The organism is Rhizobium sp. PAMB 3182, from assembly GCF_052908355.1.
The window spans coordinates 1,180,759-1,206,463 of sequence record NZ_CM128607.1 but is presented as its reverse complement, the minus strand read 5'-3'; the positions used below and the strand labels follow the sequence as shown (position 1 = coordinate 1,206,463).

Below are 25,705 nucleotides of genomic sequence, written 5' to 3'. Positions count from 1 at the left end.
CCCACAAGGGGGGAGAACATGTGCCGCGGCGTCCAGCCTGCCGCTGAGCGACGGCGTGTAAAGAAGCCCCTCCCACCTGTGGGGAGGGGTTGGGGAGGGGCAAAGACGCTTTGCGTCGTTCTCCTCACCTTGCTTTTCGCCCTGCCGGCCATGGCCAACGAGGTCATCACCAACTTCCATTCGGACATCACCCTCGACCAGGCCGGAACGATGCTCGTGCGCGAGAACATCGACGTCATTGCCGAAGGCGACCAGATTCGCCGCGGCATTTTCCGCGACTTTCCGCTGACCTTCCTTGATGATCAGGGCCGCGAGGTCAGCGTCGAATTCGACCTGATCTCGGTCACCCGCGACGGTCACGACGAGCCGTATCATACGGAGAAGATCAGCGACGGCATCCGCATCTATGCCGGCGATCCGAACGTGTTCCTCGACTACGGCGCCCATTCCTATGTCTTCACCTACGAGACCAGCCGCCAGGTCCGCTATTTCGACGATCACGACGAACTCTACTGGAACGTGACCGGCAATGGCTGGATCTTCCCGATCCAGCAGGCGAGCGCCACGGTCACCCTGCCGGAAGATGCCAAGGTGGAAGACACCGTCGCCTTCACCGGCGCCTATGGCGAAACGGAAAGGGATGCCCGCGCCTCCGTGTCTGGCAATGTGGTCGAGTTCCGCACCACAAGGCCACTCGGATCGGAGGAAGGCCTGACGATCGGCGTCAAGCTTCCCAAGGGCGTGCTCGACGCGCCCTCGCAGGAAGATGAGGCCTGGTGGTTCCTGAAGGACAACCGCAACTATATCTTCTCCTTCGGCGGGCTCATCCTTGTCCTCGGCTTCTATTTCAAATCCTGGACAAAGGTCGGCAAGGACCCGGAACGCGGGGTCGTCGTACCACGCTGGGACGCGCCTGACGGCATTTCTCCCGCTCTCGTCAACTACATCGACAACAAGGGCTTTTCGGGTGCCGGCTGGCAGGCCTTTTCCGCCGCCGCCATCAATCTTGCGGTCAAGGGGTACGTCATCCTCGACGACCTCAAGAGCTCGATCATCATCCGCCGCACGGCAAAGCCGGTGGATGAGGTGCTTCCGGCTGGCGAGAAGGTGCTTTTGACGGGGCTCAGCCGCGAAGGGCAGGAGTTCCAGATCAACAAGGCGAACGGCCCCTCCGTCCAGAGCCGGGGCTCGAGCTTCCGCTCCGCGATCGAGAAGGAGCATCGCGGCCGTTACTACAAGTTCAACACCGGCTACATCGCCGCCGGCGTCATTCTCTCCGTCCTGTCGATCGTCATCCTGGTTGTCTTCGGCACCTTCGACAGCGACACGCTCGGCGCGTTGTTCGGCCTCGGCATCGCCTCCACCGTGCTCGGCGTCTTCGCCGCCGTCATCGGCCGCAACCTCATCAGCGCCCGGTCGCTGGCCCAGAAGGTGGCCTCGGTGATTGCGCTCGGCTTCATCGGCACGTTTGGCCTCACCATGCTGACCAGCATCCTCAGCACGTTCTCCACCTCGTTCGTCGAGATGCAGGAACTGCCGGTGTTCTTCGCGATCGGCGGCATCGTCGTCGCCAATGTCGTCTTCTTCTTCCTGATGGGTGCGCCGACCCCGCTCGGAACGAAGATGATGGATGGCATTGACGGGCTCAAGATGTATCTGACGCTCGCCGAGAAGGACCGGCTGAACATGCAGGGCGCGCCTAAAATGTCGCCGCAGCATTTCGAAAAGCTGCTGCCCTATGCCGTGGCCCTCGGCGTGGAAAAGCCCTGGACGCGGACCTTCGACGCCTGGCTTGCGGCAGCCGTTGCCGCCGGTGCCGCATCCGCCGCCTATCATCCCGCTTGGTATTCCGGCGGCAGCTTCGACGGCGGCCGCTTCGGCGACAGTTTCAGCCGCTTCCCGTCAGCGATGGCCTCGACGGTCGCCTCCACCATCCCGGCACCGAAATCCTCGTCGTCCTCCTCGGGCTTTTCGTCCGGCGGCGGTTTTTCCGGCGGTGGTGGCGGCGGTGGCGGCGGCGGCGGCTGGTAAGGGGTGATGAGCCAACGGGCAGACAGGCTGCTGGCCATTGTCTTTGCGGTGCTCATCGTGATGTTGCTGGCGGTGTTCTTCACCAGCGAGACGTTCTTCGACTGGGCCTTCGAGCGCCATCGCAATACCGCCTCCTGGATCGCGCGCCCGCTGCTTGTGCTGCCATTCTGCTATTTCGCCTGGCGCCGGTCGCTTGCCGGCGTCATGGCTTCGGTGCTGGCGATCCTCAGCTCGATGTTCTGGTTCCCGCCGCCAACAGAACCGAACGCCGAGGTCACGGAATTTCTGGCGATGGAGCGGAGCCTGCTTTCGCAGGGTTGGACGGCGCAGACCGTCTTCGGCGCCCTTGCAGTCATCGCCTATTGTGTCGCACTCGCCGCCGCCTTCTGGAAGCGCTCATGGGTGCTGGGGCTTGCCGTTGCCGCGGCCGGCGCGCTTTTGAAAATGCTCTGGAGCGTCCTGTTCTCGCCGGAGGCCGGCCATGCTGTTTTCCCCTTCGCGCTCGGCGGTCTTGCCGTGCTGGTCGTCATCGTGCTGGCCATCCGCCGTTTCGGTTCCCGTCGCGGCTGAAGCCGGCGGAGGCCAAGAAATCTCCGGCTTTTCTGGTGACAAGCCCGCGTCTCCTTGCTAAGTCCCGCGCACCTGCTTTTTCCGACAATTATGAAGTCTCATACCCATGCCCGATCTTCTGCTTGAACTCCGCTCCGAGGAAATCCCAGCCCGCATGCAGCGCAAGGCGGCGGGCGACCTGAAGAAACTCGTCACCGACGCCCTGGTCGAGGCAGGCCTGACCTACGAGGGCGCACGCGAATACTGGACGCCGCGCCGCCTGACGCTCGATATCCGAGGCCTCAACGCGCGTTCCGCGGACAGCCGCGAGGAGCGCAAGGGCCCGCGCACCGACGCACCGGAAAAGGCGATCGAAGGCTTCCTGCGCGGCGCGGGGCTTTCCTCCGTCAGCGAGGCTCAGGTCGTCAGCGATCCGAAGAAGGGCGAGTTCTACGTCGCCGTCATTTCCAAGCCCGGCCGTCCGGCGGAAGAGATCATCGCCGACGTCATGCCCGGCATCATCCGCAATTTCCCCTGGCCGAAGCCGATGCGCTGGGGCGCGGCCTCGGCAAAGCCAGGTTCGCTGCAATGGGTGCGCCCGCTGCAGTCGATCGTCTGCCTGTTCGGACCGGAGCACGAGGAAACGCAGGTCATCCCGTTCGAGATCGACGGCCTCGTCGCCGGCAACGTCACCTATGGCCACCGCTTCCATGCGCCGGACGCCATCACCGTGCGCCGCTTCGATGATTACGTCGCAAGCCTTGCCGCCGCGAAGGTCGTGCTCGACGCCGAGCGCCGCAAGGAAATGATCGCCCAGGACGCCCGCAATCTGGCCTTCGCCAACGGTCTCGATATTGTCGAGGACGAGGGCCTGCTGGAAGAAGTGTCCGGCCTCGTCGAATATCCCAACGTCCTGCTCGGCACTTTCGAGGAAGAGTATCTGACGATTCCGGACGAGATCATCCGCCTGACGATCAAGACCAATCAGAAATGTTTCGTCTGCCGCAAGCAGGGCGGCGAACGGCTCTCCAACCACTTCATCCTCGTCTCCAACATCGAGGCGAAGGACGGCGGAAAGGAAATCATGCACGGCAACGGCAAGGTCGTGCGCGCCCGTCTCTCCGACGCGCTGCACTTCTGGAAGCGCGACCAGTCGGACCTGCCGGACCTCGGCGAACTGACCGCGTCCGCCGAAAAATTCGGCCTCGACCTGAAGAAGTCGCTCGACCAGCGCATGGCCAAGCTCGACCACCTGAACGTCACCTTCCACGCCAAGCTCGGCACGCAGGGCGAACGGGTGACGCGCATTCGTGCGCTCGCCGCCGAACTGGCCAAGGTGACCGGCGCCGATCCGGCGCTCGTCGACCGCGCTGTCGTTCTCGCAAAGGCCGACCTGCGCACCGAAGCCGTCGGTGAGTTCCCGGAACTGCAGGGCATCATGGGCCGCAAATATGCCGTCCTTCAGGGCGAGGACGAGGCCGTCGCGACCGCCATCGAAGACCACTACAAGCCGCAGGGCCCGTCCGACAGCCTGCCGTCGAACGCCGTCGCGACCACCGTCGCGCTCGCCGACAAGCTCGACACTCTCTCCGGCTTCTGGGCGATCGACGAAAAGCCGACGGGCTCCAAGGACCCCTATGCGCTCCGCCGCGCCGCACTGGGCGTGATCCGTATGTTGCTGGAGAAGGGGAATATCCGCCTGCCATTGTCGGCGGTCGCAAAGGATACCGACCTCCTCGCCTTCTTCCACGATCGCCTGAAGGTCTATCTACGCGATCTCGGCGCGCGCTACGACGTCATCGACGCCGTGTTGACGCCGGAATCCGACGACCTGCTGATGGTCGCCCGCAAGGCAGAAGCGCTGACGGCCTTCGTGACCTCCGAGGACGGCATCAACCTGCTCGCCGGCACCAAGCGCGCCACGCAGCTGCTGGCCGCCGAGGAGAAGAAGGGCACGAAGGTTGCAAGCTCCGTTGACGACGAGCTGTTCACCGAGAAGGCCGAGAAGGCGCTGTTCGCAGCCGTCAGCGTTGCCGCCATGGAGGCCTCCGAAGCGATCAAGCGCGAGGATTTCCGTGAGGCGATGGAAGCCTTGTCGAAACTCCGCGCCCCGGTCGACCGCTTCTTCAACGAAGTGCTCGTCAACGACGAGGACGAGGCGATCCGCGCCAACCGCCTCGCGCTCCTGAGGCTCATCCGCGAGGCAACCGGCACCGTCGCCGACTTCTCCAAGATCAGCGGCTGACGGGCGTCTGCCCGCGCGCCTCATTTTGGCTCAAAAAAGAAAAGCGCCCCCGTCTTCTCTCGGGAGCGCTTTTTTGTCGCCCAGGGACTGGCGACGGCCCGTCAACTCGTTGAAGTTGGTGGGGGCAGGGATTGGGTCACATCACTTCATGCGGAGCTGGAAACTCTCCGGGTTGATTTCCTTCACCGGCTTTTCCGCTGGGCCCGCGAGGTCGGCGATGCTGGCCGCGACAGGCTCGCCGGGGGCGATCTTCGGCGCGCCGACGGCCGTCGTCATCATCCCGTCGACGCCGTCCTTGCCGGCTTCGGCGAGGGTCTTGTCGGAAATCGTGGCATTGGCGAGAGCTGACATGATATCGGGTGTCGGCGTGGAGACGAGCTCGACGGGCGAACCGCCCATCATCGCCTCGGTGCGCACCAGCTTCTTCTCGCCGTTGATGTTGCGGATCTCCAGCTTCTGGGCTTCGCCTGTCAGCACCGGCACCTTGTAGAGCATGTTGATCTGCGGATCGGCGGCCCGGCAGGTCGTGCAGGTGATCGCCTCGACGCTGCGGCTTTCCGCGAGCGGCTTGGTCTTGATGTCCACGATGGAGGAGGCCTGCGCCTGGAAGGCGAGGGCGGTCATGGCGGCTGTCAAAACGAAGTAACGCATAGGATCATCTCCCGTCATTCTTTAAGGGGAGAGTACCGCGCGATTATTTCCATCCCGTCAGGGGATTAGGTAAAATTTGAATGAATCGCACCGTTTTCGTGCGATTCCGGGAAGAATTCTCTCTCAATCAGCCCTGTTCGCGGGCAATCGCCCGCCAGCCGATGTCACGGCGGCAGAAGCCGTTTTCCCATTTCACACGGTCGACCAGCGCATAGGCCTTCGCCTGCGCTTCCGCCACGGTCTTGCCCGTTGCCGTCACGTTGAGCACGCGCCCGCCGGTTGCGATCAGCTGGCCGTCCTTGAGGGCGGTGCCGGCATGAAACACCTTGCCGTCGTCGCCGGCTTCGGGAAGCGCCGCGATCGGCGTGCCCTTGTCATAGGAGCCGGGATAGCCCTTGGAGGCCATGACGACGGTCAGTGCCACGTCATCGCTCCAGTCGGCGGAGACCTGGTCGAGCGTGCCGTTCGAGCAGGCATAGAGGAGCGGCAGCAGATCGCTTTTCAGGCGCATCAGCAGCACCTGGCATTCCGGATCGCCGAAGCGGACATTGTATTCGATGAGCTCCGGGCCCTTCTCGGTGATCATCAGCCCGGCAAAGAAGATGCCGGAGAACGGATAGCCGCTTTCGGCCATGCCCTTGATGGTCGGCTCGATGATCTCCCTCATCGTCCGCGACACCATTTCCTCGGTCATCACCGGGGCGGGCGAATAGGCGCCCATGCCGCCGGTGTTCGGTCCGGTGTCGCCGTCGCCGACGCGCTTGTGGTCCTGGGCGGTGGCGAGCGCCAGAGCCGTCTTGCCGTCCGACAGGCAGAAGAAGCTTGCTTCCTCGCCATCGAGAAACGCCTCGACCACGACTTCCGCGCCGGCGTCTCCGAACGCGCCCTCGAAGCAGTCGTCGATGGCGGAGAGCGCCTCGTCGACCGTCATCGCCACCGTCACGCCCTTGCCGGCGGCAAGCCCGTCGGCCTTGATGACGATCGGCGCGCCTTCAGCGCGGACGTATGCCTTGGCCTTCGGGGCGTTGTTGAAGCGCTGATAGGCACCGGTCGGAATGTTGTAGCGGGCGCAGATGTCCTTGGTGAAACCCTTGGAGCCTTCGAGTTGCGCCGCACCGGATGACGGGCCGAAGACGGCGATGCCGGCTGTGCGAAGCGCATCGGCGATGCCTGCCACCAGCGGCGCTTCCGGACCGACGACGACGAAGTCGATCGCCTTGTCCTTGCAGAAGGCGACGACGGCGGCATGGTCGTCGATGTCGAGATTGGCGAGCGTCGCGTGTTCGGCGATGCCGGGATTGCCCGGAGCGGCATAGAACTCTTCCATCAGCGGCGACTGCGCCAGTTTCCAGGCAAGCGCATGCTCGCGTCCGCCGGATCCGATCAGAAGAACTTTCATCGCCTGCTCCCGAAGAGTTTGTAAACGTGCCCCGCGCGTAGCGACAGAGGCCGGAAAGGTCAAGCGGAAAGCCCTTGGAGGGCCGACGCAATTGCGGATGGCGGTCCATGGAATAAATGTGCTACATTAATTTCATGGAGATAGTCTTCGACGAGAACAAGCGGAAAGCAAACGTGGAAAAACACGGACTCGACTTCGCCGATCTCGATCTGGATTTCTTCGGTTCCGCAGCGACTTTCCCGGTGGAAAAAGGTCGGTTCATGGCGGTTGGATTGTTCCGGTCGACAGCGATCGCGGTCGTCTTCTCGGTGCTTGGCAGCGAGGCGATTTCGATTGTTTCCATGCGCCCTGCGAGCCGAAAGGAAAGGAGAATATTATGACAGGCAAGCTGAAACATCTTCGACCGCTCACGGACGAAGAGGAAGCGGAAATTCAAAGAGCAATTGCGCTGGATCCTGATGCACCTGAGGCTACGGACGAAGAACTTGCGCAGGCCCGTCCCTTCGCCGAAGTCTTGCCGGACCTTCATGAGAGCATCCAGCGCTCGCGCGGAAGGCCGCCGGTCGACAATCCCCGCAAGCATGTCTCGCTGCGGTTGGATGCGGATGTCCTCGATCACTTCAAGGCGACCGGCAAGGGGTGGCAATCGCGCATCAACGAAGCCCTGCGCAAGGCGGCGGGGTTGTAGGCGCATTTCTGTGGAGCGCGGCAGGCCTTCGTGTTGCCATGGTTTGAAGTCTCGTTATGGTCGCGCCTCTGATTTCCAGAAACCGGGAAGACCATGACAGCAGACAACAGGAAACTCGCCATCCTCATCGCCGCCGAGATCAGCGCCCGCCCAGAGCAGGTGACTGCGGCAGTTGACCTGCTGGATGGCGGCGCGACCGTTCCCTTCATCGCCCGCTACCGCAAGGAAGTGACCGGAGGTCTCGATGACGGCCAACTGCGCACGCTGTCCGAACGGCTCGTCTACCTGCGCGAACTCGAATCCCGCCGCAAGACGATCCTGGACAGCATTTCCTCGCAGGGCAAGCTGACCGACGAGCTTGCCGGCAAGATCGCCAATGTGACGACCAAGGCCGAGCTGGAAGACATCTATCTTCCCTACAAGCCGAAGCGCCGCACCCGTGCCGAGATCGCCCGCGAGCGCGGCCTCGGTCCGCTGGCAGACGCGATCCTTGCCGACCGCATGGCCGATCCGATAAAACTTGCGGAAGGCTACATCACCGCCGATGTGACGGACGTGAAGACGGCGCTCGACGGCGCGCGCGACATCGTCGCCGAAGCCATTTCCGAAAATGCCGACCTTCTCGGCAAGCTGCGCAACTACATGAAGGACAAGGCCATGCTGCGCGCCCGTGTGGTCGACGGCAAGCAGGAAGCGGGCATGAAGTTCTCGGATTACTTCGATCATTCCGAGCGCTGGGCGACCGCGCCCGGCCACCGCGCGCTTGCCATGCTGCGCGGCTGGAACGAGGAGTTCCTGACGCTGACCATCGATGTCGATGCAGACGATCCGGCGCCGATCAAGCCCGCCCAGCGGATGATCGCCGCCGAATATGAAATCCGCGGCGAGGGCGCCGGCAATCAATGGCTGATGGAGGTCGCCGGCTGGACATGGCGGGTCAAGCTCTCCATGTCGCTCTCGCTCGACCTGATGCGCGAACTGCGCGAGCGCGCGGAGGAGGAGGCGATCCACGTCTTCGCCCGCAATCTGAAGGATCTGCTGCTGGCCGCGCCCGCCGGCTCCAAGGCAACAATGGGGCTCGATCCGGGCATCCGCACCGGCGTCAAGGTCGCGATCGTCGACGGCACCGGCAAGCTGCTCGATACCACCACCGTCTATCCGTTTCCGCCGAAGAATGATGTGCGCGGCACGCAGGCCGAACTCGCCTCGCTCATCCGCAAGCACAAGGTCGAGCTGATCGCCATCGGCAACGGCACCGGCAGCCGCGAGACCGAAAAGCTGGTGGCCGACATGCTCGCTGCCCTGCCTGCGCCGAAGCCGACCAAGGTGATCGTGTCGGAGGCCGGCGCGTCGGTCTATTCCGCGTCGCAAACCGCGGCCACCGAATTCCCCGGCCTCGACGTGTCGCTGCGTGGCGCAGTCTCCATCGCCCGCCGCCTGCAGGACCCGCTCGCCGAACTGGTGAAGATCGAGCCGAAGTCGATCGGCGTCGGCCAGTACCAGCACGATGTCGACCAGGTGAAGCTCGGCCGCTCGCTGGATGCCGTCGTCGAAGACGCGGTGAATGCCGTCGGCGTCGATCTCAATACCGCGTCAGTGCCGCTGCTTGCCCGCGTGTCCGGCCTCGGTCCGTCGATTGCGGAAGCGATCGTCCTTCACCGCGACACCAATGGTGCCTTCGCCAGCCGCCGCCAGCTTCTCGACGTCGCCCGCCTTGGCCAGCGCACTTTCGAGCAATGCGCCGGCTTCCTGCGCATTCCGAACGGCAAGGAGCCGCTCGACGCGTCTGCGGTGCATCCGGAAGCCTATGGCGTCGCCAAGAAGATCGTCGCTGCCTGTGGCCGTGATCTGCGCACGCTGATGGGCGACAGCGCGGCGCTGAAGGCGGTCGATCCGCGCAAGTTCGTCGATGAGACCTTCGGCCTGCCGACAGTCAAGGACATCATCGCCGAACTCGAAAAGCCCGGCCGCGACCCGCGCCCGGAGTTCAGGACCGCGACCTTCGCCGACGGCATCGACGAGATCACCGACTTGAAGCCCGGCATGCTGCTGGAAGGCACCGTCACCAACGTCGCGGCCTTCGGCGCCTTCGTCGATATCGGCGTCCATCAGGACGGTCTCGTCCACGTGTCGCAGCTCGCCGATCGCTTCGTCAAGGATCCTCATGAGGTGGTCAAGGCCGGCGACGTGGTCAAGGTCCGCGTCGTCGAGGTCGACGTCAAGCGCAAGCGCATCGGCCTGACGATGCGCAAGGACGATGGCGGCGCGGCAGCCGAACGCTCGGCCCGGCCTCCGCAGCCGAATGCGGGTCGGCCGCCGGCCCGCGACGCGCGCAAGCCTCAGCCCGCCCAGCAGGGCAGTCTCGGCGCCGCCCTGGCCGAGGCCATGAAGCGCAAGTAACGGAAAAATCGAGCGGATTTCATGTTTGGCCACGCCTGCATCCATGACGGGTGATGCAGGCGTGCAACACGCCAGTTTTCTGCACCAGAACAGGCCAGATCTGCCGCTTGCTTCTGCTTTTGAACGCGCTAATTTTTTTCATGCAAATTTTTTAGGCATGAAAGTTTGAGCGTGCGAGGGCAGAAATGGCATTGGATTTTAATGCTTTAGTCCGGCAGATCATACGTGTCGGCACATTAAGGGTTCAGCATTCGGACGGAAAGAAGGTGACCTTCGGTGACGGTTCGGGGGTGCCGGTCGCCATCCGGTTTGTGGATGACAAGGCCGCGGCGGAAATTGCAGCCGATCCGCCGTTGAAACTGGGCGAAGTCTACATGGATGGCCGCATGGTCTTCGATGAAGGCGACATCTATTCCTTCCTGGAGCTAGTCAAGAGCAACACGGTCAACGAGGTCTTCAGCCCGCTGATGATGGCGCGGTTGTTCTGGCGCATGGGCCTTTCTCAGGCGCTTGCCCGGCTGCCGGTTAATCACAACCGGCGCAACGTCTCGCATCACTACGACCTCTCGGCGAAGCTGTTCGATCTCTTCCTCGATCCGGATTGGCAGTATTCCTGCGCCTATTTCGAACCGGCTGGCATCAGCCTCGAGGAGGCGCAGGTCGCCAAGAAGCGCCACATCGCTGCCAAGCTCCTGATGGAAGAGGGACAGAAGGTGCTGGAGATCGGGTCCGGCTGGGGCGGAATGGCGATGTATCTGGCCGAAGCCTATGGCGCGGATGTCACCGGCATCACACTGTCGCACGAGCAGCTCGATGTATCCCGTCGCCGGGCCGAAAAGCGCGGTCTCGCCGATCGCGTCCGCTTCGAGCTGCAGGATTACCGCTATTACAAGGACCGGAGCTTCGACCGCATCGTGTCTGTCGGCATGTTCGAACATGTCGGCGTCGCCAACTATCCGGGTTTCTTCCGCAAGTGCGCCGAACTGCTGGACAAGGACGGCGTCATGCTCCTGCATTCGATCGGCCGGCCGAAGCCGTCCTATGCGACCAACCCGTTCATCGAGAAGTACATCTTCCCGGGCGGCTACATCCCCGCGTTAAGCGAGGTGCTTCCAAGCGTCGAGAAGGCCGGCTTGCTGGTCAAGGACGTGGAAATCCTGCCGCTGCATTACGCTGATACGCTGAAGGCCTGGCGAGAGCGTTTCCTCGCCCGCCGGGAAGAGGCGTCCGCCATCTACGACGAACGCTTCGTGCGCATGTGGGAATTCTATCTCGCCGGATCCGAGATCGCCTTCCGCTACGACGAACTCTTCGTTTTCCAGATGCAAATTTCCTGCAATCAATATGCGGTTCCCAATAATCGCAACTACATCGCCGAGCGCGAAACGAGCCTGAAAGGCTTCGAGGCGACACGCGCGCCTTTGGAGAAAGTGGAATTCTGAGGCCTCGGCCGGAGCGCAGCTTGACCGCGCTGCCGCGCGGGCGGTACTGCTTCGGCATGAGTGAGATGCAACACACGCAGCGCGTCTCTGATGCGCCTTCCGACAATTTCGTCTACCGGCTGCTGCCGCCGTGGCTCTGGCCCTATGCCCAGCTTGCCCGCTGGGACCGGCCGATCGGCTGGCAGCTCCTGATGTGGCCGTGCTTCTGGTCGGCGGCACTTGCCGCCAATGCCAAGGCCGCGGTTCACACGTTTTCCGGCAGCCAGCTCGTCTGGCATCTGGTGCTGTTCTTCATCGGCGCGGTTGCCATGCGCGGCGCCGGCTGCGCCTACAACGATCTCGTCGATCACCAGATCGATGCCAAGGTCGAGCGCACCCGCTCGCGGCCGCTGCCGTCCGGCCGCGTGACGCGCATGCAGACGAAGGCCTTTATCGCGCTTCAGGCGCTGGTCGGATTGCTCGTGCTTTTGCAGTTCAACTGGTTCACGGTGATCCTTGGCGTCTGCTCGCTGGTGGTCATCGCCATCTATCCCTTTGCCAAGCGCTTCACCGATTGGCCGCAATTCTTTCTCGGGCTCGCCTTTTCCTGGGGCGCGTTGATGGGCTGGGCGGCCGCATTCGGCTCGCTGTCGACCGCGCCGCTGGTTCTCTACGCGGCCGCTATCTTCTGGACGATCGGCTACGACACGATCTACGCTCATCAGGACAAGGAGGATGACGCCCTGATCGGCGTGCGCTCCACCGCCCGCCTGTTCGGCGAAAACACGCGCCTCTGGCTTGTCGGACTGTATGGAGCGACCGTGGTCCTGATTGCTTCGGCCTGCATTCTCGCCGGCGCCGGTTTCATCGTCTATCTCGGCCTCATCGTCGGCGCTGGACTTCTCGCCTGGCAGATCGCCGTCATCGACATCGACGATGGCGAGCAGTGCCTGAAGCTGTTCAAGTTCAACAACAAGGTCGGCGCGGTCATCTTCCTTGGCATGCTGATCGCTATCCCGACGGCCATATAGAAAAGCCCGGCACCGTTTCCGGAGCCGGGCCTGTCCTCCCGATTTGGGGCGCCCGATCAGCTGCGGGCGATGATTTCCTTGCCGTCGATCTTCATCGTCACGCCCAGCTTGCCCGTCTGGCGGCGAACGAGGAAGCGTGGACGACGGTTGGCGAAGTAGGAGTGGCGGCGACGCTGGCGGGGCGGGCCGACCTGAAAGCCGGTCAGATGATCGTCGAGCGGCCGTGCGACGCCGTCGGCCTCGACCATCAGCATCGGAATGCCGTAGGCCTGCGCCCAGCCGCGCCAATCGGCGGCGATGTCGCAGAGGTCGTGTGCGACCAGCAGCGGAACGCAGAGTTCCGGATCCGGATGGTGGAGCTCGAGGGTGACGGTCACATGGCCGTCGCCGTGGTCGATGGCGCGGGCCGCGACGCCGGTGAAGACGCGCGACGGCAGGGCGACCGAGATCGGCAGGCCGCTGCCCGAGAGCACCTTGCGGAGCACCGCGCCGCGTTCGTCGAGGCTGATGGTCACGGTGCTCGTGGAACCCGAGGGGGCGTAGGTTACCTGCTGGGGAAAGCGCATCGGATCGAGCCGAAGCGTGGTGCCTGCCCAGATTGGTTTCAGAACCGTTGTTGTCATCGTCATTACTACCCTGTTTTATCCTGAGAGCCGGTTTTCCAGTCTTCTCGTCGGGACTTTTGTCCCTTGTTCTGAGGGTAGAGTACGGATTTTCTTTTCCGGACCGCTTAAGAGGTTCGGTTAAAAAAGGCTTGAACTGTCAGATGGTTATCAAAACCCAACGGATCAGGGTTGCGAAAAAATGAACGGCGCACGCCAAGGTGTGTCACGGTCGAATACGGCGTCACAGCCTGAGGCAAGGCTGGAGTGAGACAATCGCACAAGCTCCGTCATCCGCCTCCTGCCGATCGCGAATTGATATGATTTCGACCTTCCTCAGCTACAATCTCGTCACGCGTGACATGAAAGCGAGCCTCGATCGCGTCGCCTCCGATCCGAATGTCAGCCGGGATGCGAAATACTACGAGGAGAACATCGGAAAGGTCACATCCGTCAAGGAGTTCATGGACGACTACCGGCTCTATTCCTACGCCATGAAAGCCCATGGCCTGGAGGATATGACCTACGCCAAGGCCTTCATGGAGAAGGTCCTGGAGAGCGACCTTTCCGACGAGAACAGCTACGCCAACAAGCTCAGCGACGACCGCTACCGCAACTTCGCCGCCTCCTTCAATTTCACCCCGGATACCGCCGACGTCCAGTCGGATGCCCAGGAAGAGGACACGATCGGCCTCTACAAGCAGTCGCTTGCCGACGAGGCTACGTCCGTTGCCGATGAGACGGCCTATTACAAGGATACGATCACCCGCATCAGTTCGGTGGACGATCTCCTGGGCAATGCGCGGCTGAAGAACTATGTGCTCGACGCCTTCGATATCCAGAAGGATTACTATTCCAACGACTATCTGCGCTCCATTCTGACCAGCGATCTGAGCGACACTGAGAGCGTTGCCAACAAGACCGGCAAATCGAATTTCAAGGCAATGGCTGCGGCCTTCTCCTTCGACGCCAGCGGCAACATGACCGGCTCCTCCGTGCAGACCGAAGAGCAGCAGCACACCGTCGTCCAGGCCTATACCTTCAACGTGCCGTCCTACACGATCCCGGCAGCCGCCGAGATGAACAAGGAATATTTCGAGGAGCAGATCAAGAACATCACGTCGGTCGACGAGCTGACTTCGGATTCGCGTCTTTTCGGCATCGTGAAGACGGCCCTCGGGCTCGACCAGTTCACCTTGAAGTCGACCTTCGCCAACATCGTCACCAGCGATCTCTCGGATCCGAACAACTACGCCCAGACCTTTGGCGGGGCAAAATACGTCCAGATCGCCCAGATGTTCAATTTTCAGACGGACGGCTCGGTCGCCAGCGGCGAAACCGCCCAGACCGACGACAACATCAAGGCGATCATGAACAAATACATGACGGCCTATGACGACGAGGATCAGGCAACCCTAGCCGACCTGACGGATTATTATTCCACCAACATGAAGCGCCTGGAGTCCGCCGACGAGCTGATCAGCAACAAGAAAATCCACGACATGGTGCTGAAGGCCTATGGCATCGGCGAAGACGAGATCAGCGACAGCGAGCTGCGCAAGATCCTGACGAGCGACCTGTCCGATCCGGCGAGCTTTGCCAACAAGGCCAAGGACGACCGCTTCGTCAAGCTCGCCCGGGACTTCAACTTTGACAGCGAGGGCGATGCAACGGCGCCGCTGCTGGCGCAATCGGAAGCGTCGATCACCAGCACGGCCAAGGACTATATCGTCGCCAAGACGAAGTTCGCGGATGCCGAGGAAAAGGACCAGATCAAGAAGGAGGCCGAGGCGGAATCGACATACTACCAGGAGAACATCACCAAGATCACCAGCGCAAAGGAGCTGTTGTCCGACAGCCGGCTGGTGGACTTCCTGCTGGAGGCGAATGGTATCGATCCCGAGTCGGTCAGCACCGAGGATCTTGAGAAAATGTTCGCCTCCGACCTGGATGATCCGAAAAGCTTCGTCAACCAGCAGAGCAATGAACGCTTCGCCGAAATCGTCGCCTCGTTCAATTTCGATCAGAACGGTCAGCTGACCCGGGAAACGCTCGGTACGATTCAGCAGCGTGGCGCGGTGAAGGAAACGCAGGATCTCTATCTGCACCAGTCGCTGGAGGAGGAGCAGGGCGATGACAATGCCGGCGTACGCCTGGCGCTCTATTTCGAACGCATGGCGCCGACGGTTACCTCGGCCTACGACATCCTCGGCGACAGCGCGCTTCTGGAAGTCTTCCGCACCGCCTACAATCTGCCCTCCGAAATCAGCTCGATGGACATCGACAAGCAGGCGGCACTGGTGAAGAAGACAATGAATCTGGAAGATCTCGATGATCCGGACGAGGTCCGCAAGTTCGTCCAGCGCTTCATCGCCATGTACGACCTGCAGAACGACGACGGCTCATCGAATGCCGCCGTCTCGATTCTCTCCGGGTCGGGCGGCTCGATCAGCGCGGATACGCTGCTGTCGCTCGCGCAGCTCAATACCGGCGGCTAGTCGACCCTGACGACCTTGCCGGGGTTCATGATGCCGGCCGGGTCGAAGGCGCGCTTGATGCGCCGCATCAGGTCCATCTCGATCTCGGACCGGACCGCGGCGAGCTTGTCGCGCTTCAACTGGCCGATGCCATGCTCGGCGGAAATCGAACCGCCATATTTCAGCACGATGGCATGCACGGCGTCGTTGACCTCGTCCCAGCGGGCAAGGAAGGCATCGCGGTCGGCGCCGACCGGCTGGGATATGTTGTAGTGGATATTGCCGTCGCCGATGTGGCCGAAGCCGCAGATGCGCGCGCCGGGGATCATCTCCAGAACCTTCTCGTCCGCCTCGTGCATGAAGGCCGGGATCGCGGAAACCGGAACCGACACGTCGTGCTTGATCGAGCCGCCTTCCGGCTTTTGCGCCGGAGAAAGGCTCTCGCGCATGTGCCAGAGCGCCTGGCCCTGCGCCTCCGAACTCGCGATCACCGCGTCCTCGACCAGCCCGCCTTCGAGACCCTTTTCAAGGAGCGCTTCCATCATGCGGGTCGCCGCTTCGCTGGTGTCGGAGGTGGACACGTCGATCAGCGCGTACCATTTGTGGCTCGATGCCAGCGGATCGCGGACGCCGGGAATATGCCTGACCGCAAACTCGACGGCGATGCGCGGCATCAGCTCGAAGCCGGTCAGGGCGGCGCCGCAGACGCCGCCAGCGATCTCGAACAGGCGAAGCGCGTCTTCCACCGAGTTCAGCCCCGCAAGCGCGACCTGATGGCCGAGCGGGCGCGGGAAGAGCCGGAGCACGGCACCGGTGATGATGCCGAGCGTGCCCTCCGCGCCGATGAAGAGATCGCGAAGGTCGTAGCCGGTATTGTCCTTCTTGAGCCGCCGTAGACCGTTCCAGATCTCGCCGGTCGGCAGCACCACCTCGAGGCCGAGGCAGAGATTGCGCATATTGCCGTAAGCGAGCACGGCCGTGCCGCCGGCATTGGTGGAAAGGTTGCCGCCGATCTGGCAGCTGCCCTGCGAGCCGAGCGACAGCGGGAACAGGCGATCGACCTTTGTCGCCGCGGCATGCAGGTCGTCGAGCACGACGCCCGCATCGGCAACGACCACGTTGGCCACCGGATCGATATCGCGGATGCGGTTCATGCGCTTCAAGGACAGGATGACCTCGCGCCCGTCGGTCGCCGGCACCTGGCCGCCGACATGCCCGGTATTGCCGCCTTGCGGCACGATCGGCGTTCCCGTTTCCGTGGCGAGCGCCAGGATCTGCGAGACCTCATCGATGGAGCCCGGCAGCAGCACCAGCGGCGACTTGCGGAAATAGAGGCCGCGATCTTCGGTCACGAACGGCTTGATGTCCGAAGCCTCGGTGATTGCATGGCGCTCGCCGACGATGGCCGCAAAGCGGCTCAGGAGCGCGGGCGAAAGGGGCTCACTGGTCATCCTGCGTCTTTCCTGTGGTTTCGGGCGTGCGCGGCGCGGCGGCGCGTGCCAGGCGGTCATTGATGGCTTCGCCGAGCCCGTGGCCGGGGATGGCGGTGACCGCAATCGTCTTCGCGCCCGTCGCGTCCGCTTCCTTCATCATTCCGAACAGGCTCGCCGCCGCCTCGGCAAGATCGCCGGACGGGCTCAAGTCGAAGATGCCGAGCGCATATTCGATGCCGGGCAGGCGCTTGCCGCCAAAGGTCAGCAGCGCTTCGCCCGGCAGCAGCATGTCTGCCATCAGCCGCATGGAGGCGCCCGGCGCATAATGGGAAAGCAGCATGCCCGGCGCTTCGATTTCGGCATTCGTGCCGTCATGGCGCACGACCTCGAGGCCGGTCGCCTTGGAAATGTCCTCGGCGCTGATGCCGCCCGGACGCAAGAGCCGGATGACATCGCCGTCCACCTTGACGATGGTCGATTCCAGCCCGACCTTCGCGGGGCCGCCGTCGAGGATGAGATCGATCCTCTCGCCGAGATCCTCGTCCACATGGGCGGCGGTCGTCGGGCTGATCTTGCCGGACGTGTTGGCCGAGGGGGCTGCGAGCGGACGGTCGAAGGCCTTGATCAGCGAGGCGGAAAAACCGCGTGGGACTCGCACGCCGACAGTCTCCAGCCCGGCGGTTGCGAGGGGATGGACGCCGGAGCCTTCCTTCAGTGGCAGGATGAGCGTCAACGGCCCGGGCCAGAAGGCGTCCGCCAGTTGCGCCGAAACGGGGTCGAAGGTCGCATAGCGTTCCGCCATCGCCTTGTCGGCCATGTGGCAGATCAGCGGATTGAAGCGCGGCCTGCCCTTGGTCTCGTATATGGCGGTGACGGCCGCTGGGTTTGTCGCATCCGCAGCCAGCCCGTAGACCGTTTCGGTTGGCATGGCGATCGGCCGACCGGCCTCCAGCAGAGGCAGGGCCGCGGCAATCGCCTCGTCGGGATTTCGGGTGATGTCGATAATGCGGGCCATGGCTCACCGGTCTTCGGAATGCGCATGTCCTTAGCCCGGAACGGCCGGGTGTTCAACTGCGTCCGATCGGAGCAGGGTAGGGGTACCGGGTGCGTCAGAGCGCCTGAATGATTCGCCTCAGCGCTTCGTCGCGGGCGCCGAGCAGGAGCACGTTCTTGACCGCTTCCTTCTTCTCGTGCGTCTGGAAGAGGATGCCGCCATTGTTGATGCTGCGGTCGATCTGCAGGCGTGGCGGCGCCGGCAGCTGTGCCATCGCCGTCCGTGGCTTGGTCTGCGCCGGCCTTTCTGCGGGGACCGGCTGGTTCTGGTTGACGGCCACGGCGAAGTACATGCGCGGATATTTGAGGTTCAGACGTCCGAAGAAGGCGTCGGTGCCGCCGATTTCGGAGAAGAAGTTGGCGATGTAGAACGCCCAGATGACCTCGTTGAAGCGCGGATGGTTCGTCCGCGCGGCTGTGATGTGACAATAGCCGAGATGCGGGCTCTGCTCGAACGTGCGGTGAAAGATAATCTTCGGAAACTGGATCGACTTGTGAAACCGGTTCAACCGTTCATGGGTCCGTTCGCCGGCGGACATCAGCATCTTGCCCGTGCGCTGGGCGACCTCCTCGTAGGTGAGGTAGCGCCGTTCCTCTTCCAGCCAGTTTTCCTTGCTGCGCACGATGCGGCCGGTGCGCAGGAATTCGGAGTGAACCGCCTGTCCGGGAAGCTTCGGCTTTTTCTCCGCCGCCTGGTAATATCTGGTCTTCATGGCTTCGGACACGTGCAGGGCTCCGCTATGGTCCATCATCGTCGCAAAACGTGGTTAACCGCCGGTTAAGAGCCGTCCTCGACCGCTTGCCTGTCCCGTCTGCGACGTTCTTGCGTGTCGTCAATTGTCGTGTCGCGTGTCGCTGGCAGCGTGTCTGCGACGTCGGTTCCCAACTATAGTGTGTTCAGGCTCAAGGTCTCGCCCTGCTAGGGAGGGCGGAAAATTGGGAAAGCCGGTGAAAATCCGGCGCTGCCTAGCAACGGTATAAGAGCTTGAAACTGGCGCAAGAACCACCGGCATGGTCCGGAACGGCCAGTTCCCGCAGCGACGGGAGGCTCTTCAGCCCGGAAACCAGCCTGAAGCATGGATTTTGAAACTTGGCCGCAGCAACCGGCCGGGGTCTCCAACTGTCGGTGCTCCCAGCCGGCCGTGACCTGTCGGTTGTCTGCATCACTGATTTTTTTGGCGCATGAGGATGGGTCATGGATATTCGTAACACTGTGCTGCGGCAATTGAACAACCGTCGCGAAGGCTTCAGCCTGGAGCAGGCCTTCTACACCGATCCGGATTATTTCAAGCTGGATATGGAAACGATCTGGTATCGCGACTGGCTCTTCATCGGCCATGACTGCGAAATCCCGAAGGCAGGCAATTTCTTCACCGTTCAGGTCGGCGATTATCCGGTCGTCGTCGTGCGTGGCCGCGACGGTGTCATCCGCGCCCTGCACAATTCCTGCCGTCACCGCGGTTCGCGCGTCTGCAACACCGAGCGCGGCGCCTCCGCCAAGCTTGTCTGCCCGTACCACCAGTGGACCTACGAACTCGACGGCTCGCTGCTGTTTGCCCGGCAGATGGGTGACGACTTCGACAAGTCGCAGTTTTCGCTGAAGAAAATGCATTGCGAAACGGTGGCCGGCTACATCTTCGTCTGTCTCGCCAAGGTCGCTCCCGACTTTGAACCCGTCCGCGCAATGGTCGATGCCTATGTCGGGCCGCACCGTCTCAAGGAAGCCAAGATCGCCCACCAGTCGACCATCATCGAGAAGGGCAACTGGAAGCTCGTCTGGGAAAACAACCGCGAATGCTACCACTGCGCCGGCAACCATCCGGAGCTCTGCCGCACATACCCGGAAGCCCCGTCGGTTACCGGCACGCAGGGCGCGGGCGATGATCCTGTCATCGCTGCCCACTGGAAGCATTGCGAGGACGCCGGCCTGCCGAGCCAGTTCAAGATGCATGACAGCGGCCAGTTCCGCGCCGCCCGCATGCCGTTGATCGAAGGCGCCGTCAGCTACACCATGTCCGGCAAGCCTGCAGTGAAGAAGCCGCTGTCCTCCGACGTCACCGTCGGCAACATCGGCACCATGCTGCTCTTCCATTATCCGACCACCTGGAACCACATGCTGGGCGATCACGCGATCTCCTTCCGCGTGCTGCCGCTCGGTCCGGAAGAGACCATGGTCACGACCAAGTGGCTGGTGAACAAGGATGCCGTCGAGGGCGTCGACTACGACCTCGAGGAATTGACCCACGTCTGGAACGAGACCAACGACCAGGACCGCCGCATCGTCGAGGAAAACGCCTTCGGCATCCGTTCGCCGGCCTATGAGCCGGGTCCGTATTCGCCCGACCATGAAGGCGGCGTCATGCAGTTCGTCGAGTGGTACACCAACTTCATGATCGACCGCCTGCAGGGCGATCAGACCAAGCTGTCGGTTGTCGCGTAATGAGCAGCGTGAAGAAAGCTCCCTTCAAGCATGTCGACGAAATGCTCCCCTGGAGCGACAAGGAAGACATGCTGGAATGCGTCGGCTGGACGCCGGAGGCGCCGGACACGATGACCTTCACCTTCCGGGCGGACAAGGAGAACCGCTGGTTCCGCTATCTGCCCGGCCAGTTCGTCACGCTGGAACTGCCGGTCGGACCGGAACCGGTGCTGCGCACCTACACGCTGTCGTCCAGCCCCTCGCGGCCCTTCATGCTGGCCGTCACGGTCAAGGCGCAGAAGGACAGCATCGGCACCCGCTGGATGCAGGAAAGCCTCTATCCGGGTATGAAGATCAAGGCGCACGGCCCGCGCGGGGATTTCTCCTATGTCCGTCATCCGGGCGAGAAGTACCTGTTCATCTCGGCCGGTTCCGGCATCACGCCGATGATGTCGATGACCCGCGACCTCGGCGACCGCGAACCGGACAGCGACATCGCCTTCATCCACTGTGCCCGTTCGCCGAACGACATCATCTTCCGCTCGGAGCTGGAGTACAAGGCGCGCTACATGCCGAACTTCTCGCTCGGCCTGATCGTCGAGCAGCTGGAGCGTTCGCAGTTCTGGTCGGGCCTCAAGGGCCGGGTCGACAAGGCCAAGATCGCGCTGCTGGCGCCGGACTTCCTCGACCGCACGGTGTTCTGCTGTGGACCCGAGCCGTTCATGGCGACGGTGCGGGAATCGCTGGAGACCGCCGGCTTCGACATGAGCCGCTATCACCAGGAGGCCTTCGCGACGGCCGCCCCGATCGCCGACATGCCGATCGTGGTCAACGAGGACAAGGACGAGGAACCGTCGTTCAAGGTGCGCTTCGCCGACAGCGGCAAGAATGTCGAGTGTCAGCCGGGCTTTACCGTGCTGCAGACGGCCCGTGCCAACGGCGTGCGCATCGGCGCGGCCTGCGAATCCGGCATCTGCGGCACCTGCCGGGTCAAGTGCCTGTCGGGCAAGGTCGACATGCAGCACAATGGCGGCATTCTCGACGACGAGATCGATGAGGGCTACATCCTCGCCTGCTGCTCGCGTCCCTTGACGGATGTCGAGATCGAGGCCTGACGAAGGCCTCGATCAACTTCGAGCAGCGCGGAGCCGGCTGGACCGTCAGATGGTCGTCGGCACCCGCAGCTCGAAATCGGCCAAAGTCATCGGACGGCCGAAATAGTAGCCTTGGAGGGCGCTGCAGCCGCAGTCGAGCATGAAGCGGTATTGCGCCTCCGTCTCCACGCCTTCCGCCAGCACGTCGAGGCTCAGATCGTGCCCCATCTGCACGATGGTCTTGGCAAGCGAGGCGTCGAGTTCGTTTTCCGACACGCCGCGTACGAAGCTGCGATCGATCTTCAATTGCGTGAGCGGCAGTCGGCGCAGATAGCTGAGCGACGAGTAGCCGGTGCCGAAGTCGTCGAGCGAAATGCCGATGCCGATATCCTGCAGGGCCGTCATCTTGGCGGCCAGCCCTTCGACATCGGCGACGAACACGCTTTCCGTCAGCTCCAGCTTCAGCCGCTTCGGATCGACGCCATAGGTCCTGACGGTACCCTCCACCAGTTGCACGAAATCCGTCAGCAGAAACTGGTCGGCGGTGATGTTGATCGCCAACGTCAGGTGCCTTGTGCTGGCGTTGGCGTTCCACGCCGACAACGTCTGGCACGCTTCCTTCAGCACCCAGCTGCCGATCTTCGGCATGATGCCACTGCGCTCGGCGAGCGGAATGAACTCGGCCGGGGAGATGTAGCCCCGTTTGGGATGTTGCCAGCGCAACAGGGCCTCGGCCCCGATTGTCCGGCCGCCGCGGTCGACCTGCGGCTGGTAGAAGAGTTCGAATTCGCCGCGGCTGACGCCGAGCAGCAACTCCCGCACAAGACCGCCTTGTTCGGCGGCGTTCGTCTGCAGGACCACAACGATACCGGAAAACAGCGTTGTCAGGATTCCGGCATTGATGATGGCCAGGGGGCCGCGAACCGTGCCGGAGATCGGGGTCGCAGCCGGGATGCTGAAATTGCTGCTCGCGAAAAAGACGAAGCCGGCAAGGCAGGCCGCGATGATGCCGATCTGCAGCCATGAGCGTTGTCGCTGGTAATTGACGTAGCCGACAAGGGCGATCACCAGCAGGTAGATATGCAGGATGCGCGGCGTGTCCGCGTCCGGAATGTCGAAGCACAGGGCGAAATGGCAGACGAAGATGTAGCTGGTGATTTGCGAAAAGAGGAGCCCGGCTTGCACCATGCCTGCCTTCAGCATCAGAAGGGAGGTGACCATCGCCAGGCCCAGAACCCCAACGCTGACCGCGGCGACCCTGTATCCGAGGGTCATGTACAGCACGAACCAGGCAGCGCAGAGTGCGGCGCTGATCCACATGAGCGCTTCGCAGATTTGCAGGATGCGAGGGGACGACAGGGAGGTGGTCTGTGCTGTGCTGGTGTTCAGCGACGTGCTGTGCATAAGGCCCTTGCTCGTTGTGCCGTGAACCGGATACCGCGATCAGGTCGTGAACCGGTTTAGGATACGCAGCTTTGACGAGCAAATGTTAAGAATTGGCTGAGACGGACTGTCAGATATGGGAGTTTTGGTCATGAAATCGGTGGGTTAGGCTCCGAACAGCGATCGGTTTGGGGCCGTGGCGTGCCTAGCGTCGCATGAAGGCCTCGAAGGCGGCACGCGCCTCGGCGCTTCTCAGTCGTTCGCCGAAATGCCTGGCCTCTTCGTGGATGCGCTGCGACAGCGCCGCCTTGTCGCCGCGCAGCAGGCCGCGGGTGATCTTCAGGGCTTCCGGCGGCTTTGTCGCCAACCTTGCGGCCATCGTCAGCGTTGCCGTTTCGATCTCGGCTTCCGGCACGATCTTCCAGATCAGGCCTGCCATGTGCGCCTCGTCTGCCGAAAAGCCTTCGCCGGCGGCAAGCAGCGCGAAGGCCCGCTGATGGCCGGCAACGCGCGGCACGATGAGGCTCGATCCGGCCTCCGGCACGAGGCCGAGATCGACGAAAGGCGTCTTGAACAGGCTGCGCGGCGTGGCAAGCGTCAGGTCGCAATGCAGGTTCAGCGTCGTGCCGATGCCGACGGCCAGGCCGTCGACGCCCGAGACGAGCGGCTTTTCCGAATGAACGAGGGCAGCGAGGAAGTCGAGCACCTCCGTGCCCATGTTGCCGCCCATCGCGACGGCGAGGAAATCGGCGACATCGTTGCCCGCCGAAAAGCAGCCATCGGTGCCAAGAAAGGCGGTGACGCGGATGCGCTCCTCGCCATTGGCCGTGTGCAGCGCATCGGTCATCCGGGCATACATGTCCCGGGTGAACGCGTTCTTCTTTTCCGGGCGGTTGAAGCGGATCACCTGCACTCCGGGATAGGCTTCGGGACGTTCAACGAGGATATGGTCGGTCATGGTCGTTCTCACAGGCAGGCGCGGGCGGCGGCGAGGCTTGCCGCACCGGAAATCACGCGATGCTTCAATGCCGAGGTTTCACCGGTCATGTTTTCGGCGGCGAAACGGCAGAGCGCGATGCGGTTGTCCTGCTTGCCGTCGTCAGTTGCTGCAAGTCCGCCCTTGGCGAGATAGCAGCCGGTCAGCGCAAGGCCGAACAGCCGCTGATAGGGCGTGGCGCCCGCAAGCGCGTCTTCCACCTTGCCCGCGGCAAGCGCCGCAAGCAGCCAGTCGGTCGCCGCCTGCAGGTCGTCGAGCGCGGCGCTCAGCGCCTCCGCCGTATGGCCGAAACCACCGATGTTGGAGGCCCGGACCGCAGACGCGATCATCCTCAATTCGGCGATGAAGCCGCGCACCTGCTCGCCGTCTGACAGCGGCAGCTTGCGGGTCACGAGATCGATCGCCTGGATGCCGTTTGTGCCTTCGTAGATCGGCGCGATGCGGGCGTCGCGGTAGAGGCGGGCGGCGCCCGTCTCCTCGATGAAGCCCATGCCGCCATGCACCTGGATGCCGAGCGACGCGGCTTCGACGCCGGCATCGGTTGAAAACGCCTTTGCGATCGGTGTCAGAAGGGCGGCGCGCTCGCCCCAATGACTGGCATTTGCTCCCGACAGCCTATGCGAGAGGTCAATCGCATGCGCGCAGGCATAGCTGATCGCCCGGGAACCCTGTGTCAGCGCCTTCATGGTCAAAAGCATGCGGGCGACGTCCGGATGCTCGATGATAGGACTCATGCCCGCTCCCGTCCACCCCGGAGCCTTGCCCTGGGTGCGCTCGCGGGCGTACTCGGTTGCCTTCTGGGTGGCGGCTTCGCAGATCGCCACACCCTGCATGCCGACCGCCAGGCGGGCGTTGTTCATCATCGTGAACATGCAGTTCAAGCCCCGGTTTTCCTCGCCGATCAGAAAGCCGATGGCGCCCTTTTCATCGCCGAAGCGGCCGTCGCCGTAGATCATCGTGCAGGTCGGCGAGCCGTGGATGCCGAGCTTGTGTTCCAGCGAATGGCAGAAGACATCGTTGCGCTCACCGAGCGAACCATCCTCGTTGACGAGGAATTTCGGCACCAGGAAGAGCGAGATGCCGCGCGAGCCGGGCGGTGCATCGGGCAGGCGGGCCAGCACCAGATGGATGATGTTGTCGGTAAAATCGTGTTCGCCATAGGTGATGAAGATCTTCTGGCCGAAGATGCGGTATGTGCCGTCGTCACGCCGTTCGGCGCGCGTCTTCATCACGCCGAGATCGGAGCCGGCGCCGGGCTCCGTCAGGTTCATCGATGCCATCCATTCGCCGGAAATCATCTTCGGCAGGTATTTCGCCTTCAACTCCTCCGAACCATGGGCGGAAAGCGCTTCCGCCGCACCCTCCGTCAAAGTCGGGCCGAGCGCGAAGGCCATGGAGGCACCGTTCCACATTTCCAGCGTCGCGACATTCAGCATATGGGGAAGGCCCTGGCCGCCATGGTCCGGGCTGCCGGTCAGCGAGTTCCAGCCGCCTTCCATCCAGTGGCGGTAGCACTCCTTCCACCCATCCGGCGTCTTCACGCTGGCGTCGTCCTTGAGCGTCGCGCCCTGCGTGTCGCCGATCTCGCCGAGCGGCGCCAGTTCCTCGCTCGCAAACCGTCCCGCCTCCGTCAGGATCGCATCCACCAGATCGTCGGAAAGGTCGTCGAAGAGCCCCTTGTCGATCGCCTCATCGAGCCCGGCGACGTGTTTCAGGGTGAAGAGAATCTCCTCGACCGGTGCCTTGTACATTCCGTTCCTCCTCCGAACAGACGAATTGGACGCTAAGCATGCCACGCGCAGCCTGAGCGCGCATGGTGTCATTTCCATGGG

The 25,705-nt window shown here is 62.9% G+C and carries 20 protein-coding genes and 1 riboswitch; of the genes, 11 read left to right on the top strand and 9 right to left on the bottom strand.

Annotated features, from left to right (window positions below; genetic code table 11):
• Positions 1–78 precede the first annotated feature (78 nt).
• From ACU5AZ_RS06095 to glyS, 3 genes are all read left to right on the top strand, one after another.
• Positions 79–2,031 carry a DUF2207 domain-containing protein gene (locus ACU5AZ_RS06095; protein WP_446825128.1) on the top strand — a complete coding sequence of 651 codons (1,953 nt, stop codon included), beginning with the start codon at positions 79–81 and terminating at the stop codon, positions 2,029–2,031.
• Between the two features lie 6 nt (positions 2,032–2,037).
• A complete protein-coding gene (locus ACU5AZ_RS06090; protein WP_446825127.1) occupies positions 2,038–2,601 on the top strand; it encodes a hypothetical protein in 564 nt (187 codons plus the stop codon).
• A gap of 106 nt (positions 2,602–2,707) precedes the next feature.
• On the top strand, positions 2,708–4,825 hold the full coding sequence (glyS, locus tag ACU5AZ_RS06085) for a glycine--tRNA ligase subunit beta (protein ID WP_446825126.1): 2,118 nt from the start codon (positions 2,708–2,710) through the stop codon (positions 4,823–4,825).
• Positions 4,826–4,966: 141 nt separating this feature from the next.
• Here glyS and ACU5AZ_RS06080 read toward each other — a convergent pair whose 3' ends face one another.
• Both ACU5AZ_RS06080 and purD read right to left on the bottom strand, forming a co-directional pair.
• A complete protein-coding gene (locus ACU5AZ_RS06080) occupies positions 4,967–5,476 on the bottom strand; it encodes a plant virulence effector HPE1-like domain-containing protein (RefSeq protein WP_446825125.1) in 510 nt (169 codons plus the stop codon).
• Between the two features lie 127 nt (positions 5,477–5,603).
• Positions 5,604–6,875, bottom strand: a complete 1,272-nt coding sequence (gene purD, locus ACU5AZ_RS06075) for a phosphoribosylamine--glycine ligase (RefSeq protein ID WP_446825124.1) — start codon at positions 6,873–6,875, stop codon at positions 5,604–5,606.
• Positions 6,876–7,009: 134 nt separating this feature from the next.
• Here purD and ACU5AZ_RS06070 point away from each other — a divergent pair, with 134 nt between their 5' ends.
• The 5 genes from ACU5AZ_RS06070 to ubiA all read left to right on the top strand — a co-directional run bounded on the left by ACU5AZ_RS06070 (position 7,010) and on the right by ubiA (position 12,415).
• A complete protein-coding gene (locus tag ACU5AZ_RS06070) occupies positions 7,010–7,255 on the top strand; it encodes a BrnT family toxin (protein ID WP_446825123.1) in 246 nt (81 codons plus the stop codon).
• A complete protein-coding gene (locus ACU5AZ_RS06065; RefSeq protein WP_446825122.1) occupies positions 7,252–7,563 on the top strand; it encodes a BrnA antitoxin family protein in 312 nt (103 codons plus the stop codon). Before ACU5AZ_RS06070 ends, ACU5AZ_RS06065 begins: the two co-directional genes overlap by 4 nt.
• A gap of 93 nt (positions 7,564–7,656) precedes the next feature.
• On the top strand, positions 7,657–9,963 hold the full coding sequence (locus ACU5AZ_RS06060) for a Tex family protein (protein WP_446825121.1): 2,307 nt from the start codon (positions 7,657–7,659) through the stop codon (positions 9,961–9,963).
• A 185-nt stretch (positions 9,964–10,148) separates the two neighbouring features.
• The gene (locus ACU5AZ_RS06055) at positions 10,149–11,405 is read left to right on the top strand and encodes a class I SAM-dependent methyltransferase (protein ID WP_446825120.1); all 1,257 of its coding nucleotides are present in this window, start codon (positions 10,149–10,151) and stop codon (positions 11,403–11,405) included.
• 56 nt (positions 11,406–11,461) lie between these two features.
• Entirely contained in the window at positions 11,462–12,415 is a 954-nt protein-coding gene (gene ubiA / locus ACU5AZ_RS06050) for a 4-hydroxybenzoate octaprenyltransferase (RefSeq protein ID WP_446825119.1), read from the top strand.
• Between the two features lie 56 nt (positions 12,416–12,471).
• On the opposite strand, the gene ACU5AZ_RS06045 is transcribed toward ubiA, so the two are convergent.
• On the bottom strand, positions 12,472–13,038 hold the full coding sequence (locus tag ACU5AZ_RS06045) for a DUF6101 family protein (protein ID WP_446825936.1): 567 nt from the start codon (positions 13,036–13,038) through the stop codon (positions 12,472–12,474).
• 299 nt (positions 13,039–13,337) lie between these two features.
• On the opposite strand from ACU5AZ_RS06045, the gene ACU5AZ_RS06040 reads away from it, so the two are divergent.
• Positions 13,338–15,515: a DUF1217 domain-containing protein gene (locus ACU5AZ_RS06040; RefSeq protein ID WP_446825118.1), complete on the top strand. Its 2,178-nt coding sequence runs from the start codon at positions 13,338–13,340 to the stop codon at positions 15,513–15,515.
• Here ACU5AZ_RS06040 and ACU5AZ_RS06035 read toward each other — a convergent pair.
• The 3 genes from ACU5AZ_RS06035 to ACU5AZ_RS06025 all read right to left on the bottom strand — a co-directional run bounded on the left by ACU5AZ_RS06035 (position 15,512) and on the right by ACU5AZ_RS06025 (position 18,693).
• Positions 15,512–16,945 (bottom strand): FAD-binding oxidoreductase, encoded by a 1,434-nt coding sequence (locus ACU5AZ_RS06035; protein ID WP_446825117.1) that lies wholly within the window; start codon positions 16,943–16,945, stop codon positions 15,512–15,514. The genes ACU5AZ_RS06040 and ACU5AZ_RS06035 overlap by 4 nt on opposite strands.
• Positions 16,935–17,942, bottom strand: coding sequence for an L-threonylcarbamoyladenylate synthase (locus ACU5AZ_RS06030; protein ID WP_446825116.1), 1,008 nt, complete (start codon positions 17,940–17,942; stop codon positions 16,935–16,937). Before ACU5AZ_RS06030 ends, ACU5AZ_RS06035 begins: the two co-directional genes overlap by 11 nt.
• Positions 17,943–18,036: 94 nt before the next feature.
• Positions 18,037–18,693, bottom strand: coding sequence for a DUF6656 family protein (locus tag ACU5AZ_RS06025; protein ID WP_446825935.1), 657 nt, complete (start codon positions 18,691–18,693; stop codon positions 18,037–18,039).
• A 176-nt stretch (positions 18,694–18,869) separates the two neighbouring features.
• Positions 18,870–19,067, top strand: a riboswitch (cobalamin riboswitch).
• A 108-nt stretch (positions 19,068–19,175) separates the two neighbouring features.
• Here ACU5AZ_RS06025 and ACU5AZ_RS06020 point away from each other — a divergent pair.
• Both ACU5AZ_RS06020 and ACU5AZ_RS06015 read left to right on the top strand, forming a co-directional pair.
• Positions 19,176–20,420, top strand: a complete 1,245-nt coding sequence (locus tag ACU5AZ_RS06020; RefSeq protein WP_446825115.1) for an aromatic ring-hydroxylating oxygenase subunit alpha — start codon at positions 19,176–19,178, stop codon at positions 20,418–20,420.
• A complete protein-coding gene (locus tag ACU5AZ_RS06015) occupies positions 20,420–21,514 on the top strand; it encodes a 2Fe-2S iron-sulfur cluster-binding protein (RefSeq protein WP_446825114.1) in 1,095 nt (364 codons plus the stop codon). Before ACU5AZ_RS06020 ends, ACU5AZ_RS06015 begins: the two co-directional genes overlap by 1 nt.
• A gap of 45 nt (positions 21,515–21,559) precedes the next feature.
• Here the strand turns inward: ACU5AZ_RS06015 and ACU5AZ_RS06010 are convergent, their stop codons facing one another.
• From ACU5AZ_RS06010 to ACU5AZ_RS06000, 3 genes are all read right to left on the bottom strand, one after another.
• On the bottom strand, positions 21,560–22,897 hold the full coding sequence (locus tag ACU5AZ_RS06010; RefSeq protein ID WP_446825113.1) for a putative bifunctional diguanylate cyclase/phosphodiesterase: 1,338 nt from the start codon (positions 22,895–22,897) through the stop codon (positions 21,560–21,562).
• A 184-nt stretch (positions 22,898–23,081) separates the two neighbouring features.
• Entirely contained in the window at positions 23,082–23,834 is a 753-nt protein-coding gene (locus ACU5AZ_RS06005) for a crotonase/enoyl-CoA hydratase family protein (protein ID WP_446825112.1), read from the bottom strand.
• An 8-nt stretch (positions 23,835–23,842) separates the two neighbouring features.
• Positions 23,843–25,624: an acyl-CoA dehydrogenase gene (locus ACU5AZ_RS06000; RefSeq protein WP_446825111.1), complete on the bottom strand. Its 1,782-nt coding sequence runs from the start codon at positions 25,622–25,624 to the stop codon at positions 23,843–23,845.
• Between the last annotated feature and the right edge of the window lie 81 nt (positions 25,625–25,705).